We start from the raw sequence: 14,688 nt of genomic DNA on the forward strand, positions 1-14,688 counted from the left end.
TCCGTGCCCACGCTGCACGTCAACGGCCACCCCCATGCGCTGCCCGCCGGCGGCGCCACCCTGCTGCACCTGCTGCGCAACGACCTGGGCCTGAACAGCCCCAAGTACGGCTGCGGCCTGGGCGAATGCGGGGCCTGCACGGTGCTGGTCGACGGCATGGCGGCACGCGCCTGCGTGATCCCCGCACAGGGCGTGGCCGGGCGTGACATCACCACTTTGGAAGGCTTGCGCACGGCTGCCGCCTTGCACCCGGTGCAGCAGGCTTTTCTGGACACCCAGGCCGCCCAGTGCGGCTACTGCCTGAACGGCATGGTGATGATGGCCGTGTCGCTGTTGCAGCAGAATCCGCAGCCCACCGAGGCCGAGATTCGCGCCCAGCTGTCGCACAACCTGTGCCGTTGCGGCACGCATGTGGAGATACTGCGGGCCGTGCAACGTGCCGCAGTCTTACTGGCGGAATCCGCATGAGCTTCCGGGCCCAGGATGCGCTGACCCGCGCCGACTTCCACGCGGCCAGCGGCGTGCTGCTGGTGGTACGCCAACCGCCAGCCCCGCCGCCGCCCGTGCCCGGCCAGCCGGCCGCCGTGGCCGCCAACCCGGCCGAAGGGGTGGAGATTCTGTTGGCCGTCTGGGACGACGGCAGCGTCACCGCGCTCAATGGCCATGTGGACCTGGGCACCGGCCTGCGCACTGCGCTGACCCAGGTGGTGGCCGAAGAGCTGGACCTGCCGATGGAGCGCATCCACATGGTGCTGGGCGACACCGCGCGCGCGCCCAACCAGGGTGCGACCATCGCCAGCGCCTCGCTGCAAATCCACGCCGAGCCGCTGCGCCGCGCGGCCGCCCAGGCCAAGGCCTGGTTGGCACAACGTGGCGGCAATATTGCGGAAGCCTTGGCCGGCCAGCATGTGCAGTTGCTGCTGGACCTGCAAGCTCCAGTCAAAGACCCCAAGGACTACCGCACCGTCGGCCAGTCGATCCCGCGCGTCGAGCTGCTCGACAAGCTCACCGGCGAACTGGTGTTTGTGCACGACATGCGCGTGCCCGGCATGCTGCACGGCCGCGTGGTGCGCCCGCCGTATGCGGGGGCCGACCATGGCGACTTCATCGGCAACACGCTGCAGGCTGTGGACGAATCCAGCATCGCCCACATCCCCGGCATCCGCGCGGTGGTAGTGCTGCGCGACTTCGTCGGCATCGTCGCCGAGCGCGAAGAACAGGCCGAGCAGGCCCTGCGCGAGTTGCGCGTGCTGTGGAAGCCCTGGCCCGGCATGCCGGATATGTGCGACGTGCAGCAGGCCATCCGCAACAACCCGCGCACGACCCGCAAGCTGGTGGACGAGGGCGATGTGGATGCGGCGTTGGCGGCAGCTGCTGAGTCCATGCCGCGCACCTATGTCTGGCCCTACCAAATGCATGCGTCGATCGGGCCGTCGTGCGCGGTGGCCGATTGGCAAACCGAGCAGCTCACAGTCTGGGCCGGCACGCAGAACCCGCACGTGCTGCGTTTCGACTTGTCGCGCCTGGTGGGCCTGCCCGACGTGGCCATCAACGTCATCCGCATGGAGGCCGCCGGCTGCTATGGCCGTAACGGCGCTGACGACGTGGCGGCCGATGCGGCCCTGCTGTCACGCGCAGTCGGCGCCCCGGTGCGGGTGCAGCTGACGCGCGAGCAAGAGCATTTGTGGGAGCCCAAAGGCGCGGCCCAACTGATGGAAGTGCAGGGCGGGCTGAATGCCGATGGCTCGCCGGCCGCCTATGATTTCCAGACCTCGTATCCATCGAACGGCGCACCCACCCTGGCCCTGCTGCTGACCCGCAGCATAGAGCCGGCGGCCCAGGCCTTTGAGATGGGCGACCGCACGGCCCGCCCGCCCTACAGCTATGACAACCTGCGCGTCAGCGTGCACGACATGCCGCCCATCGTGCGTGCGTCCTGGCTGCGCGGCGTGTCGGCCTTGCCGAACTCCTTCGCCCACGAGTCCTATATCGACGAGCTGGCCACGGCCGCCGGCGTGGACCCGGTGGACTACCGGCTGCGCTACCTGCACGACCCGCGGGCCGTCGAGCTGGTGCGCGCCACCGCCGACAAGGCCGGCTGGAAACCGCACACCCAGCCGCAGCAGCAAGCAGCGAATGGCGACTGGGTCACCGGCCAGGGCTTCGCCTACGCCCGCTACAACCACAGCAAATGGCCTGGCTATGGCTCGGCCTGGGCTGCCTGGGTGGCCGATGTGGACGTGAACCGCGCCACCGGCGAGGTACATGTGCGCCGTGTGGTGGTCGGGCACGACGCCGGCCTGCTGGTGAACCCTGCCGGCGTCGAGCAGCAGATCCACGGCAATGTGCTGCAAACCACCAGCCGCGCGCTGAAGGAGAAAGTGCAGTTCACTCCCGGCACCAATACCGTGGCTAGCCAGGAATGGGGCAGCTACCCGATCCTGAATTTCCGTGAAGTGCCGGTCATCGAGGTCATGCACATGCCGCGCCCCGGCGAGCCGGCACTGGGTGCGGGCGAATCATCTTCGGTGCCCGGAACGGCGGCGATTGCGAACGCGATCTTCGACGCCACCGGCGTGCGCTTCCGCGAGCCGCCGTTCAGCCCCGAAGTCGTGCGTTCAGCACTAAATGTGCCTCCAGCGGAGGTACTACCTGCGCAAGCAGCTATCAATTCAGGAGTGAATGCCGCGCAGCTGGGACGCCTGCCCTGGCCGGCCCGTCGCACGCTATGGGCTAGCGCGGGCGCGCTGCTGGCCGGTGTGCTCGGCCTGGGCGCGGCGCTGTTTGGCGGGCGCGCCTCTATCGCGCCCAGCGTGCAGGCCGGCCCATCCGCCTATACCGCCGCGACCATAGAGCGCGGCCGCCAGCTGGCCGCCGTGGGCAATTGCGTGGGCTGCCACACCACACCCGGTGGCGCGCCCAACGCCGGTGGCCTGGCCATGCACACGCCGTTCGGCACGGTCTACAGCACCAACCTCACGCCGGATCTGGAGACCGGCATCGGCCAGTGGTCGTACCCGGCCTTCCAGCGCGCGATGCGCGAAGGCATCAGCCGCGACGGCCGCCAGCTGTACCCGGCCTTCCCGTTCACAGCCTTCGCCAAGACCAGCGACGCCGACCTGACCGCGCTCTACGCCTACCTGATGGCCCAGCCGGCGGTCCAGGCTGCCACGCCGCCCGCGCAGATGCGCTTCCCGTTCAACCTGCGCCCGCTGATGGCTGGCTGGAACGCGCTGTTCCACGACGCCACGCCCTACCAGCCACAGCCCCAGCAATCGGCCGAATGGAACCGCGGCGCCTACCTGGTCAACGGCCTGGGCCACTGCGGCGCCTGCCACACGCCGCGCAACGCGCTCGGTGCCGAGCAGGGCGGCAGCAGCTTCCTGGCCGGCGCCCTGGTCGACGGCTGGGAAGCCCCGGCGCTGACCGCCTTGTCCAAAGCCCCCGTGCCCTGGAGCGCCGACGCGCTGTACAGCTACCTGCGCCACGGCCACGCCCCCGAGCACGGCGCTGCCACCGGCCCCATGGCCCCGGTGGTGCGCGAGCTGACAGCCCTGCCCGACGCCGACATCCGCGCCATGGCGAGCTACCTTGTCAGCTTTCAGGCCGATACCGTGCCCAAAACCAATTCCCAGGCCGTCGTCCAGCAAGCCGCCCTGGTAGCCCCGTTGCCTGGTGCGGCGCAGCGCCTGTTCAACGGCGCCTGTGCCGCCTGCCACCACGACGGCGACGGTCCGCGCTTGCTCGGCGTCAATGTGCCGCTGGCGCTGAACAGCAATCTGCACAGCGACCGGCCCGACAACCTGCTGCAGACCATCCTCAATGGTGTGCAAGAGCCGGCGGGACTCGAGGTCGGCTTCATGCCCGCTTTCCGCCACAGCCTGTCCGATGCCCAGGTGGCCGAGCTGGCCGGCTATATGCGACAGCGCTTTGCGCCAGGCAAGCCGGCATGGGAGGATTTGCCGGAAGCAGTGGCGCGGGTGCGGGGGCCGTAATCGGTTCTGCCCAGCGGCTCTAAAACCACCGGTTTACAGTACACCTGCGCGGTTCCCGCAAAAACCGGGCACCATACGTGGCCTGGCCGCAGTTTGTTGCTGGCATGACGCCGTTTTTCTAGCCCATCCAACCCGCACCCTATCGGTACCTGACCATGGAATTCATCCGCTCCAGCCCGTTGGCGCCCTGGCTGCTGCTGTGCCTGGCGGTGGGTGGCGCGGCGCTGGTGGCTTATCTGTTCTGGCGCTGGCGGCGCACGGCGGCCTTGCTGGCCCAGGTGTCGGGCGAGCTGGCGCAGGCCTATGCACGCGATGGCTTGACCGGTTTGCTGACCCCGCGCCAGTTTGAGCGCGAGCTGGACGACGCCGTGCTGCGCGGCGATTTCGACGGCCACCGGGTCTGCGTGCTGTATGTCGATGTAGACCATTTTCGCGCGACCAACGAGGCCTATGGCAAGAAGGCCGGCGACCAGGTGCTGCAAGAGCTGGCCAACCGCATCAAGACCGGGCTGGGGCCGGACACCGCTGCGGCGCGCATGGTGGGCAACGAGTTCGCGCTCATCGTGCGCGGTGGGCTGGATGCGGGCCGGCAGGCCGCGGCCACGGTGGCGGCAGCGTTTGTGGCGCCTATCCTGGTGCAGTCCAAGGCCAAGTCGCAATCGCTGACCCTGACCAGCTCGGTCGGCCTGGCGGTGTATCCGCTGCAGGCCGAGCGGCGCAACCTGGTGGAGCGGGCGGCGATGGCGATGCGCTCGGTGAAGCTGGCCGGCGGCGACGGCTTTGCCGAATACGATCCACAGCTGGCCCAGGCGCGGCGCGACAGCGCTTCGCTGATGCACGACCTGCGCGGCGCGCTGGAGCGGCAGGAGTTCCAGCTCTACTACCAGCCGAAGATCGACGCGCGCAGCCTGCAGGTCACATCGGCCGAGGCCTTGATACGCTGGCGCCACCCCAAGCGCGGCCTGGTCGGGCCGGACAAGTTCATCCCGCTGGCCGAGCGCTACGGCATGATGCAGTCCATCGGCCGCTGGGTGATCGAACAGGCCTGCCAGCAGGCGATGGTGTGGCGCCAGGAAGGCTTGAGCATGCGCATCGCCGTCAACATCTCGGGCCAGCAGATGCGGCGCGAGGATTTTGCCGAGCACCTGGAAACCGTACTGGTGCAGACCGGCACGCCGGCCAACCGCTTCACCTGCGAGATCACCGAGTCGGTGGCGCTGGAAAACACCGCCGCCACCATGCAGACGTTTGAGAAGCTGCGGGCCATGGGCGTGCATGTGTCGATTGACGACTTCGGCACCGGCCACTCCAGCCTGGCCACCTTGCGCAAGCTGCCGGCTGCCGAGCTGAAGATCGACCGGGCCTTCATCATCGACCTGGAAACCAGCGAGCACGCCCAGTTCATCGCCAATACAGTCGTCCGCATGGCACATGCGCTGGAGATGCGGGTGGTGGCCGAGGGGGTGGAGACCCGCACGCAGCGCGACCTGCTGGTGCAGATGGGCTGCGACGAGCTGCAGGGCTATCTGTTCGCCAAGCCGATGCGGGCCCGGGAGCTGGGCGTGTGGGCCGTGCGCGACCACAACAATGCCGAGGCCCTGTTCCGGCCGTCGCTGTACTTCGAATCCTAGTCCGTACTGGTGCTGCGCTTTTGATAGCTGCTCGCGCAGGTAGAACCTGCGCTAGAGCCCTATTTTCTTTAAATTTATGTGGCAGCGTTCTTCACCTGGATGATCTCGGCCAGGATGGACACCGCAATCTCCGCCGGCGTGCGCGCGCCTATGCGCAGACCCACCGGGCCGTGCAGGCGCTCCAGCTGGGCGGCACTCAGGTTGAAGTGGGCGGCCAGGCGCTGCCTGCGCGTGGCCTGGTTGCGTTGCGAACCCAGGGCGCCGACGTAGAACGCATCGGATGTCAGCGCCTCCATCAGCGCCATGTCGTCGAGCTTGGGGTCGTGGGTCAGGGCGACGATGGCGGTGTGGGTGTCGGGCTGCAGCGCGCGCACCGCGTCGTCTGGCATGCCGTCGACGCGCCTTACAGCGGAGGCAAATGGCTGGGCGTATTCCTCGCGTGGGTCGCAGACCAGCACTTCAAAGTCCAGCGCAGCCGCCATGGCGGCCACCGCCTGCGACAACTGGCCGGCACCGATCAGCAGCAGGCGCCAGCGCGGGCCGAACAAGGTGGTCAGCGTCTGGCCGTCGAAGGCCATGGCCTGGTCGCGCGTGGCATGGTGCAGCTGTACCGCGCCGCTGGCCAGGTCCAGGCTGCGGGCCACCAGCTGGTGGGCGGCGGTGCGCTGCAGCAGCGCGGCGATCCAGGTGCCGTCGTGCAGCGGCTCTTGCACCAGCCGCAGGCTGCCGCCGCAGGGCAGGCCGAAGCGCGCGGCTTCGTCTTGCGTCACGCCGTAGCTCAGCAGCTTCGGTAAGCCCCCTGCTGGCCGGGCGCGGGTGTGCAGGTCGTCCTCGATACAGCCGCCCGACACCGAGCCGCTGACCAGGCCGTCGCCGCGCAATGCCAGCAGCGCGCCGGGCGGGCGTGGCGCGCTGCCCCAGGTCTCCACCACGGTGAACAAGGTGGCGCTGTGGCCGGCTTGCAACCAGGCCAGGGCATCGGCCAATACGCGGAGATCGAGACTTTCCATCCGCGCATCGTAGCGGTTGGTGTAACACCCCCAGGCTACGCTGCGCTTCGCCAACCCCCTTGCAGGGGGCAATACCAGTGGCCCGGCAAAGCCGGTTCCACGGTATTTTTGGGGTAGTGCGTTCTGGCTGAAGCGGGGTTGGCAGTATCTGGCCTGTGGCTTATTTCAAACCGCGGTTTCGCGTTCCAGCAGGCTGCGTTTGCGCTCTACGCCCCAGCGGTAGCCCGACAGGCCGCCGTCGCTGCGCACCACCCGATGGCAGGGGATGGCCACGGCCAGCCGGTTCGCACCGCAAGCCTGGGCCACGGCGCGGAAGGAATTCGGCGCGCCGATGCGGGCCGCAATTTCGGCATAGCTGGCGGTGCTGCCGGCCGGGATGTTGCGCAGCGCCTGCCACACCCTTTCCTGGAACGCCGTGCCGCGCACATCCAGCGGCAACTGCAGGCCCAGGCCGGGCGCTTCGATCAACCCCACCACCTGGGCCACGCGCTGGGCAAAAGCCGCGTCGTCGCCAACCAGCTGGGCCTGCGGAAACATGTCCTGCAGCTCGCGCGCCAGGGCGTCCGGGTCGTCGCCCAGCAGGATGGCGCAGACGCCGCGCGGGCTCTCGGCCACCAGGATCGCGCCCAGCGACGATGCGCCGATGGCGAACTGGATCGCGGTGCCGCTACCGCCCGCGCGGTAGTCGCTGGCCGTCATGCCCAGGCGCTGGTCAGCGGCTTCGTAGAAGCGGCTGCTGCTGTTGAAGCCGGCGCTGTAGATCGCCTCGGTCACCGTGCTGCTGCTGCCCAGCTGGGCGCGCAGCTTGCGGGCCCGCTGCGCGTCGGCATAGCCCTTGGGGGTAAGCCCGGTAACCGACTTGAAGACGCGGTGGAAGTGGAACGGGCTGAGTCCGGCCTGTTCCGCCAATTCTTGCAAACCAGGCAGGCTGTCGCTGGCCTCGATCTGCCGGCAGGCGGCCGCCACCAGCGCGGCGTGCTGGGTAGACAGCGCCGTTTGGTCGGCCACGGCCCGTCGGCTCGGGCGGTAGCCGGCGGCTTCGGCCGCGGCCGGTGTGTCGAAGAACTCCACGTTCTGCGGCTGCGGCAGGCGCGCTGCGCTGCTGGGCCGGGCGTAGACGCCGGTGGTCTTGACGGCGTAGACAAACTGCGCGTCGGCGGCCGGGTCGCGGGCCTGGACTGCGGCCCAGCGTGGGTCGTTGTGGGTAGCGGAATTTTTCATGGCACGGCTCCAAAATCTTCGGTGTGTTGCCACTGTAGGCAAGCCTGCGTGTGGCCGCACTCCGGGTCTTGCGATTGAATTTTTTATCCGGCTTTGCGTAATGTGAGGTTGATGCGCTGCGCGCCCAGCAGCGGGTGCTCGGCCTGCGGCACGGCCAGTACGCCGTGGTAGCGCAGCCGGTCGGCACCGCCCCATACGACGACGTCGCCGTGCACCAGCGGCACGCGCAAGGTTTTGTCGCTGCGGCTGAATCCGCCGAGCAGAAAGGTGGCCGGAATGCCCAGCGATACCGAGACGATGGGCGCGCTGTAGTCGCGCTCGTCCTTGTCCTGGTGCAACGACAGCCGGGCGCCGGGTTGGTAGCGGTTCACCAGGCAGGCGTCGGGCACAAAACCGGCAAAGCCGGCGCGCTCTGCGGCTGCGTGTGCCAGTTGCAGCAGTACCTGGGGCAGCGGCGGCCAGGGTTGGCCGCTGTCGGGGTCGTGCGCGGCGTAGCGGTAGCCGCGGCTGTCGCTGGTCCAGCCGAGCGCGCCGCAGTTCGTCAGCGCCACCGACATCTCCAGCCCGCCCGGCGTGCGCATGTGGCGGAACGGTGCGGCTTGCTGGATGGTTTGCAGCGCAGTCAGCAGTTCGGGCACGTAAGGCAGGGCAAAGCCTTGCAGCAGCAGGGCCTGCGGTGCCAGTGGCAGCTCGGCCGGTACGCTGCCGAACAGGTCGGCAGCAGCTGCGTCACTGCGCGTCATGGAAGATCACACCCAGCGTATGCCGTTGCCCGGTACGCACGCGGCTCACCCCGTGGCGCAGCTGTACCCGGTAGCTGCCGCGCGTGCCCTGCACCGGCCGGTGGTGCACGGCGAACAGTACGGCGTCGCCTTGCCGCAGCGGCACGACCTCGGGGCGCGATTGCATGCGCGGGCGCTGCTCGGTCAGCACGAATTCGCCGCCGCTGAAATCGCGCCCAGGCTCGGACAACAGCACCGCCAGCTGCAGCGGAAACACATGCTCGCCGTACAGGTCCTGGTGCAGGCAGTTGTAGTCGCCGGGGCCGTACTGCAGCAGCAGCGGCGTGGGCCGCAGCTGGCCGGCCGCATGGCAGCGCTGCAGGAAGTCACCGTGTTCTGCCGGATAGCGCACCGCGATGCCCATGGCCTCGTTCCAGCGGTTGGCGATGGGCACCAGGTGCGGATAGATGCCGTTGCGCAGGCTGGCAATCGGATCCGGCAGCGGGTAGTTGAAGTACTGGTATTCGCCGCGGCCAAAGCTGTAGCGCTCCATCACCACCCGGCTGCGGAACAGCGCAGTGTGTGGATACAGCCCGGCCAGCGCCGCGCATTCGGCGGGGCTGAGCAGTTGGGGGATGTGGGCGCAGCCGCTGTCGTCCAGGCTTTGCGAAATAGCCGGCCAGTCCAGGCTGTGGGGGGATTGCATGCTCTATTCCTTCGGATTTTTAAGGCGTCGGAATGGAGTCTAGGCAGGGCAGGGTGCGGTGGCACCCCGCGGCTTGCGGTCGAATTCGCGCTGGTTTAGGCGGGCAGGAAGCCGTCCACCGACAGGTAGCGCTCGCCGGTGTCGTAGTTGAAGCCCAGCACCCGTGCGCCGGCCGGCAGATCCGGCAGCTTTTGGGCAATCGCCGCCAGGGTGGCGCCGCTGGAGATGCCGACCAGCATGCCTTCTTCGCGGGCGCTGCGGCGGGCCATTTCGCGGGCCGGCTCGGCGTCGACCTGGATGGTGCCGTCCAGCAGTTCCACGTCCAGGTTCTTGGGGATGAAGCCCGCGCCTATGCCCTGTATCGGGTGCGGCGAGGGCGCGCCGCCGGAGATCACGGGGGAAGCCGTGGGTTCGACCGCAAACACCTGCAGCTTGGGCCATTTGGCTTTGAGCACCCGGGCGCAGCCGCTGATGTGGCCGCCGGTGCCCACGCCGGTGATCAGCGCGTCCAGCCCGTCGGGGAAGTCGGCCAGGATCTCCTGCGCGGTGGTGCGCACGTGGACGTCGATGTTGGCAGGGTTTTCGAACTGCTGCGGCATCCAGCTGCCGGGGGTGGCGGCGACCAGTTCCTGGGCGCGGGCGATCGCGCCCTTCATGCCTTTTTCGCGCGGGGTCAGGTCGAAGCTGGCGCCGTAGGCCAGCATCAGGCGGCGCCGTTCGACGGACATGCTGTCGGGCATCACCAGCACCAGCTTGTAGCCCTTGACCGCGGCCACCATGGCCAGGCCCACGCCGGTATTGCCCGAGGTGGGTTCGATGATGGTGCCACCGGGCTGCAGCGCGCCGGATTTTTCGGCGTCTTCGACCATGCTCAGCGCGATGCGGTCTTTGATTGAGCCGCCGGGGTTGCTGCGCTCGGACTTGATCCAGACATTCGCGCCCGCGCCAAACAGGCGCTGGATGCGGATGTGGGGGGTGTTGCCTATGGTCTGCAGGATGTTGTCGGGTTTCATGGGTCTCCTAGGATGTGGGCGTGAAGCGGGAGCAAACCGGGGCATTGTGGCACTGCCATAATCGGGGGGTGAAGCCCGCCAGACCGCCGCTGGTGCAATCTGGGAAACCAGGCACTGGAGGAACGTCCGGACTGCATAGGGCAGCGTAGCAGCTAATGGCTGTCCACCGTGAGGTGAGGATTAGAGCAACAGAGACGAGTCAAGTCAGGTCAGCCTAACAAGGGTGGTCTGTGCGATGCCAGCGCAAGCTGGCAAAGGGCGGCGTAAGCCGACCGGTCCCGGCGCAAGCCGGGAAAGCACAGCACCCAAGTCGGGCAAAGCCCGACTTGGGTGAAACGGGCAATCTCTACGCGCAGCAATACCAAATAGGCCAACGTTGACGGGGCCCCCTGAGTTGGCGGGTAGGTAGCACCGAGCCGGGCGAGCGATCCCCGGCCCAGATTAATGGCGGTCACACGGGAGGTAACTCCCGCGCACAGAATCCGGCTTATCGGTGGGCTTCACACTTTTATAGAAGAAATAGGCCGCTAGCGCTTATTTCACCAGCGCAAGCAGCTATCAATTGAGTAGCAAGTGCGCGCCAACACGGCGCGCAGCGCTTGAATCGCCCTGCAGCCTAAAAATCCACGCGCCAGAGCGGATAATTCCACCATGCACATCCCATTCACCAAAATGCAGGGCGCGGGTAACGACTTTGTGGTGCTCGACGAGACCCAGGGCCGTTTGGGCCTGAGCAGCGCCCAGTACCGCTTCCTGGCCGACCGCCACTTTGGCGTCGGCGCCGACCAGATTTTGTCGGTGCGGGCTGCCAGCGCGCCCGGTATCGACTTTGAATACGCCATCCACAACGCCGACGGCGGCGAGGTCGAGCACTGCGGCAACGGCGCGCGCTGCTTCATGCGCTTCGTCCACAGCCGCGGCCTGACCGCGCAAAACAGCGTGCGGGTCCAGACCATGGAACGCGTGCTGCAATTGAATATGCAAGAAGACGGCCGTGTCACCGTCGACATGGGCTTGCCGGTGTTCGACCTGGCGCAGATTCCCTTCGATCCGCAAGGCCTGCAGCCCATAGCCACAGATTCATGGCAAAAATGGCCGCTGGCGCAGCTAGAGTCTGCGCAAGGCGCTATGTTTAACGTAGCAGTTGTGTCCATGGGCAACCCACATGCGGTGTACCTGGTGGACGACGCCGAGGCGACGCCGGTCGCTACCCTGGGCCCGCGGGTGCAGAGCCAGCCCTGCTTTCCGAATGGCGTGAACGTCGGCTTCATGCAGGTCGTCAGCCGATCGCAGATCAAACTGCGCGTGTACGAGCGCGGCGCGGGCGAAACCCTGGCCTGCGGCACCGGCGCCTGCGCGGCCGTGGTGGCGGGCATCCGCCTGGGCCTGCTGGACAGCAAGGTCGATGTCGACACCCATGGCGGCCGCCTGACCATCGAATGGGCCGGCATGGGCCAGCCGGTGCTGATGACCGGCCCGGCCACCACCGTCTTCGACGGCTCGATCACGATTCCAGACTAATTGATTGCACCCCTATGAACACCACCAATCCGATTACCGAAGACGACATCGCCAACTTCCTGGCCAACACGCCCGAGTTCTTCGAGCGCCATTCGCAGGTGCTGGCCTCGGTGCAGCTGACCAGCCCGCACGGCAACCGTGCGGTCAGCCTGCAGGAACGCCAGGCCGAGATGCTGCGCGAGAAGATCAAGGGCTTGGAGCACCGCATCATGGACATGGTGCGCCATGGCAACGAAAACGTGATCATTGCCGACAAGCTGCAGCGCTGGGCGCGCAGCCTGCTGCTGACGCGCTCGCCGGCCGACCTGCCCGAGCGCATTGCCCACGAGATCGAGGTGCAGTTCTCGGTGCCGCAGGCTGCCATCAAGGTCTGGGGCGTGGCCGACGAATATGCGCACGCCCATTGGGCCCAGGGCGTGAGCGAAGACGCGAAGATTTTTGCCTCGTCGCTGACCGCGCCGTTCTGCGGCGTGAACTCGGGCTTCGAAGCTGTCACCTGGCTGGCCCAGCCGGCCGCCGCCATGTCGCTGGCGCTGATGCCGCTGCGCACCGGCGTGCTGAACAGCCCGAGCCCGGCCTTCGGCATGCTGGTACTGGCCTCGCCCGACGCGCAGCGCTTTGAATCGGCCATGGGCACCGACTTTCTGGAGCGCATTGCCGAGCTGGCCGGAGCCGCCCTGTCGCGCCTGCGCGCCTAAAACATGGCCGACGCCAGCGCCGACCCCACGGTTCCGCCGCTGGTCGCCCAGTACCTCGATTACGCGCGCTTTGAAAAGCGCCTGGCCGAGCGCACGCTGGCGCTGTACACCCTGGACCTGCAAAAACTCAGCCAGCAGGCCGACAAGGCCGGCGTCGCGCTGCAGCAGGTCGGCCAGCACCATGTGCGCCGCTGGGCCGCGCAGCTGCACAGCCAGGGCCACAACGGGCGCGGCATTGCGCTGATCTTGTCGGGATGGCGCGGCTTCTACACCTGGCTGGGCCGGCAGGGCCTGGTGGCCAGCAATCCGGTGCAGGATGTGCGGGCCCCCAAATCGCCCAAGCCACTGCCCAAGGCACTGGGCCTGGACGAGGCCATCGGTTTGGCCGACTTCGAGAACGAGGCCGACGACCCCTGGCTGGAGGCGCGCGACGCGGCCATGGTCGAGCTGCTGTACGGTGGCGGCCTGCGGGTCGGTGAACTCACCGGCCTGGACGCGGCGCCCGGCAAGGCGGCGCGGGGCTGGGTCGATCTGGAAGCCGGCGAAGCCCATGTGCTGGGCAAGGGCAGCAAGCAGCGCATCGTGCCGATAGGCAAAACCGCGGTGGCCGCGCTGGAGAAATGGCTGGCCATCCGGGCCGAAGGGCAGGGCGCCGCGCTGTCCGCCGCCATGTTCCTGGGCCGCTACGGCACGCGGCTGACTGCCGCCTCGGTCTGGCAGCGGCTGCGCCGGCGCAGCCAGCTGGCCGGCACCGCCACCCCGGTGCATCCGCACATGCTGCGCCATTCGTTCGCCAGCCACGTGCTGCAAAGCAGCGGCGACTTGCGCGCGGTGCAAGAGCTGCTGGGCCACGCCAATATCAGCACCACCCAGGTCTACACCCGGCTGGACTTCCAGCACCTGGCCAAGGTGTATGACGCGGCCCACCCCCGGGCCAAGTTGCCGCCGGGCAAATAGGCCCCACAATCCCGCCCATGAAAGTTATTCGTTTACGTGAAGGCAAGGAGCGCTCGCTGCAGCGCCGCCACCCCTGGATTTTTGATTCGGCCATCGCCAAGGGCGGTGGCGACCCGGGTGAAACCGTGCGCGTGGAGTCGCACGAGGGCAAGTTTCTGGCCTGGGCTGCATTCAGCCCCACGTCCAAGATCCGGGCCCGGGTTTGGAGCTTTGACGAAACCCAGCGCATAGATGCTGCGTTTTTTGTAGCTGCTGTCGCAAGTGCTATCAGCGCGAGAGCCCGATTTGACGTAAATAGTGATGGCGTGCGTCTAATCCATGGCGAATCCGATGGCCTGCCGGGGCTGATCGTGGACCGCTACGGTGACACCCTGGTGGCGCAGTTCCTGTTTGCCGGCGTTGAGCGCTGGAAGCAGGTGCTGGTCGACGCCATCCTGGCCGCGACGGGGCTGAGCAAACTGTACGAACGTTCGGACACCAACACCCGCTCATTGGAAGGCCTGGAGCCGACCACCGGCTGGCTGCGCGGTGACGGCCCTACCGGCCTGACCATCCAGGAGCACGACTGGCGTCTGGGCCTGGACATCGCCGAAGGCCACAAGACCGGCTTCTACCTGGACCAGCGCGACAGCCGGCAGAAAATGGCCAGCTACGCCCAGCGCCTGCAGTTCCAGCGCGTGCTGAACTGCTATTGCTATACGGGGGGATTTACCGTGGCAGCCTTGGCCGGTATGCGCGCCGGCGGCAGCCAGGGCCATGTGACCTCGATCGATTCGTCCGGCCCGGCGCTGGAGCGGGCCGCGGCGAATGTGGCGCTGAACGGCTTTGCGCCGGACCGCGTCACGTTCATGGACGCCGATGTGAATGCCTCGCTGCGCCAGTTCGCCGCGCAAGGGCAAACTTTTGACTGCATCGTGCTCGATCCGCCCAAGTTCGCGCCCACGGCGGCCCACGCCGACCGCGCGGCCCGCGCCTATAAAGATATCAACCGGCTGGCCTTCAAGATACTGGAGCCGGGCGGCGTGCTGTTCACGTATTCGTGTTCGGGCGGCATCAACGCCGACCTGTTCCACAAGATCGTTGCCTCGGCCGGCATCGACGCCGGGGTGGACGGCTATATCAGTGAGCGCCTGGGCGGCGCCCCTGACCACCCGATGACGGTCAATTTCCCGGAAGGCGAGTACCTCAAAGGCCTTGTAATTCTGAGGAAATAG

12 protein-coding genes and 1 other RNA gene are annotated in these 14,688 nt (G+C 67.6%); 8 read left to right on the forward strand and 5 right to left on the reverse strand.

Going from position 1 to position 14,688, the window contains the following annotated elements:
- Window positions 1–3 precede the first annotated feature (3 nt).
- The 3 genes from BLT66_RS10800 (at window position 4) to BLT66_RS10810 (ending at window position 5,626) form a co-directional block, all read left to right on the forward strand.
- Entirely contained in the window at window positions 4–468 is a 465-nt protein-coding gene (locus BLT66_RS10800; RefSeq protein ID WP_092757671.1) for a (2Fe-2S)-binding protein, read from the forward strand.
- Window positions 465–3,995: a molybdopterin cofactor-binding domain-containing protein gene (locus tag BLT66_RS10805; protein ID WP_092757672.1), complete on the forward strand. Its 3,531-nt coding sequence runs from the start codon at window positions 465–467 to the stop codon at window positions 3,993–3,995. The genes BLT66_RS10800 and BLT66_RS10805 overlap by 4 nt, the downstream gene beginning before the upstream one ends.
- Window positions 3,996–4,150: 155 nt before the next feature.
- Complete coding sequence (locus BLT66_RS10810; RefSeq protein WP_092757673.1) at window positions 4,151–5,626, forward strand: putative bifunctional diguanylate cyclase/phosphodiesterase; 1,476 nt, start codon at window positions 4,151–4,153, stop codon at window positions 5,624–5,626.
- A 74-nt stretch (window positions 5,627–5,700) separates the two neighbouring features.
- Here the strand turns inward: BLT66_RS10810 and BLT66_RS10815 are convergent, their stop codons facing one another.
- The 5 genes from BLT66_RS10815 to cysK all read right to left on the reverse strand — a co-directional run bounded on the left by BLT66_RS10815 (window position 5,701) and on the right by cysK (window position 10,298).
- On the reverse strand, window positions 5,701–6,636 hold the full coding sequence (locus BLT66_RS10815) for an XdhC family protein (protein WP_092757884.1): 936 nt from the start codon (window positions 6,634–6,636) through the stop codon (window positions 5,701–5,703).
- 165 nt (window positions 6,637–6,801) lie between these two features.
- Complete coding sequence (gene ada / locus BLT66_RS10820; RefSeq protein ID WP_092757674.1) at window positions 6,802–7,857, reverse strand: bifunctional DNA-binding transcriptional regulator/O6-methylguanine-DNA methyltransferase Ada; 1,056 nt, start codon at window positions 7,855–7,857, stop codon at window positions 6,802–6,804.
- A gap of 83 nt (window positions 7,858–7,940) precedes the next feature.
- Window positions 7,941–8,600 (reverse strand): DNA oxidative demethylase AlkB, encoded by a 660-nt coding sequence (gene alkB / locus BLT66_RS10825; RefSeq protein WP_092757675.1) that lies wholly within the window; start codon window positions 8,598–8,600, stop codon window positions 7,941–7,943.
- Window positions 8,587–9,285 carry a 2OG-Fe(II) oxygenase gene (locus tag BLT66_RS10830; protein WP_092757676.1) on the reverse strand — a complete coding sequence of 233 codons (699 nt, stop codon included), beginning with the start codon at window positions 9,283–9,285 and terminating at the stop codon, window positions 8,587–8,589. The genes alkB and BLT66_RS10830 overlap by 14 nt, the downstream gene beginning before the upstream one ends.
- A 95-nt stretch (window positions 9,286–9,380) precedes the next feature.
- Entirely contained in the window at window positions 9,381–10,298 is a 918-nt protein-coding gene (gene cysK / locus BLT66_RS10835; RefSeq protein WP_092757677.1) for a cysteine synthase A, read from the reverse strand.
- A 70-nt stretch (window positions 10,299–10,368) separates the two neighbouring features.
- Here cysK and rnpB point away from each other — a divergent pair.
- From rnpB to BLT66_RS10860, 5 genes are all read left to right on the forward strand, one after another.
- Window positions 10,369–10,804: RNase P RNA component class A (rnpB, locus tag BLT66_RS10840), an RNA gene on the forward strand.
- A 145-nt stretch (window positions 10,805–10,949) separates the two neighbouring features.
- Entirely contained in the window at window positions 10,950–11,819 is an 870-nt protein-coding gene (gene dapF, locus BLT66_RS10845; RefSeq protein ID WP_092757678.1) for a diaminopimelate epimerase, read from the forward strand.
- 14 nt (window positions 11,820–11,833) lie between these two features.
- Entirely contained in the window at window positions 11,834–12,517 is a 684-nt protein-coding gene (locus tag BLT66_RS10850; protein ID WP_092757679.1) for a DUF484 family protein, read from the forward strand.
- Between the two features lie 3 nt (window positions 12,518–12,520).
- Window positions 12,521–13,474, forward strand: coding sequence for a tyrosine recombinase XerC (locus BLT66_RS10855; protein WP_092757680.1), 954 nt, complete (start codon window positions 12,521–12,523; stop codon window positions 13,472–13,474).
- A gap of 17 nt (window positions 13,475–13,491) precedes the next feature.
- Window positions 13,492–14,688, forward strand: a complete 1,197-nt coding sequence (locus BLT66_RS10860; protein ID WP_092757681.1) for a class I SAM-dependent rRNA methyltransferase — start codon at window positions 13,492–13,494, stop codon at window positions 14,686–14,688.

Source organism: Rhodoferax sp. OV413 (genome assembly GCF_900104385.1).
Classification (GTDB): domain Bacteria; phylum Pseudomonadota; class Gammaproteobacteria; order Burkholderiales; family Burkholderiaceae_C; genus Rhodoferax_B.

Excerpts from the sequence above, each read along its gene's own strand:
- BLT66_RS10805 (WP_092757672.1), top strand. The coding sequence starts at position 465 with ATGAGCTTCCGGGCCCAGGATGCGCTGACCCGCGCCGACTTCCACGCG.
- BLT66_RS10810 (WP_092757673.1), top strand. The coding sequence starts at position 4,151 with ATGGAATTCATCCGCTCCAGCCCGTTGGCGCCCTGGCTGCTGCTGTGC.
- BLT66_RS10815 (WP_092757884.1), bottom strand. The coding sequence starts at position 6,636 with ATGGAAAGTCTCGATCTCCGCGTATTGGCCGATGCCCTGGCCTGGTTG.
- ada (WP_092757674.1), bottom strand. The coding sequence starts at position 7,857 with ATGAAAAATTCCGCTACCCACAACGACCCACGCTGGGCCGCAGTCCAG.
- alkB (WP_092757675.1), bottom strand. The coding sequence starts at position 8,600 with ATGACGCGCAGTGACGCAGCTGCTGCCGACCTGTTCGGCAGCGTACCG.
- BLT66_RS10830 (WP_092757676.1), bottom strand. The coding sequence starts at position 9,285 with ATGCAATCCCCCCACAGCCTGGACTGGCCGGCTATTTCGCAAAGCCTG.
- cysK (WP_092757677.1), bottom strand. The coding sequence starts at position 10,298 with ATGAAACCCGACAACATCCTGCAGACCATAGGCAACACCCCCCACATC.
- dapF (WP_092757678.1), top strand. The coding sequence starts at position 10,950 with ATGCACATCCCATTCACCAAAATGCAGGGCGCGGGTAACGACTTTGTG.
- BLT66_RS10850 (WP_092757679.1), top strand. The coding sequence starts at position 11,834 with ATGAACACCACCAATCCGATTACCGAAGACGACATCGCCAACTTCCTG.
- BLT66_RS10855 (WP_092757680.1), top strand. The coding sequence starts at position 12,521 with ATGGCCGACGCCAGCGCCGACCCCACGGTTCCGCCGCTGGTCGCCCAG.
- BLT66_RS10860 (WP_092757681.1), top strand. The coding sequence starts at position 13,492 with ATGAAAGTTATTCGTTTACGTGAAGGCAAGGAGCGCTCGCTGCAGCGC.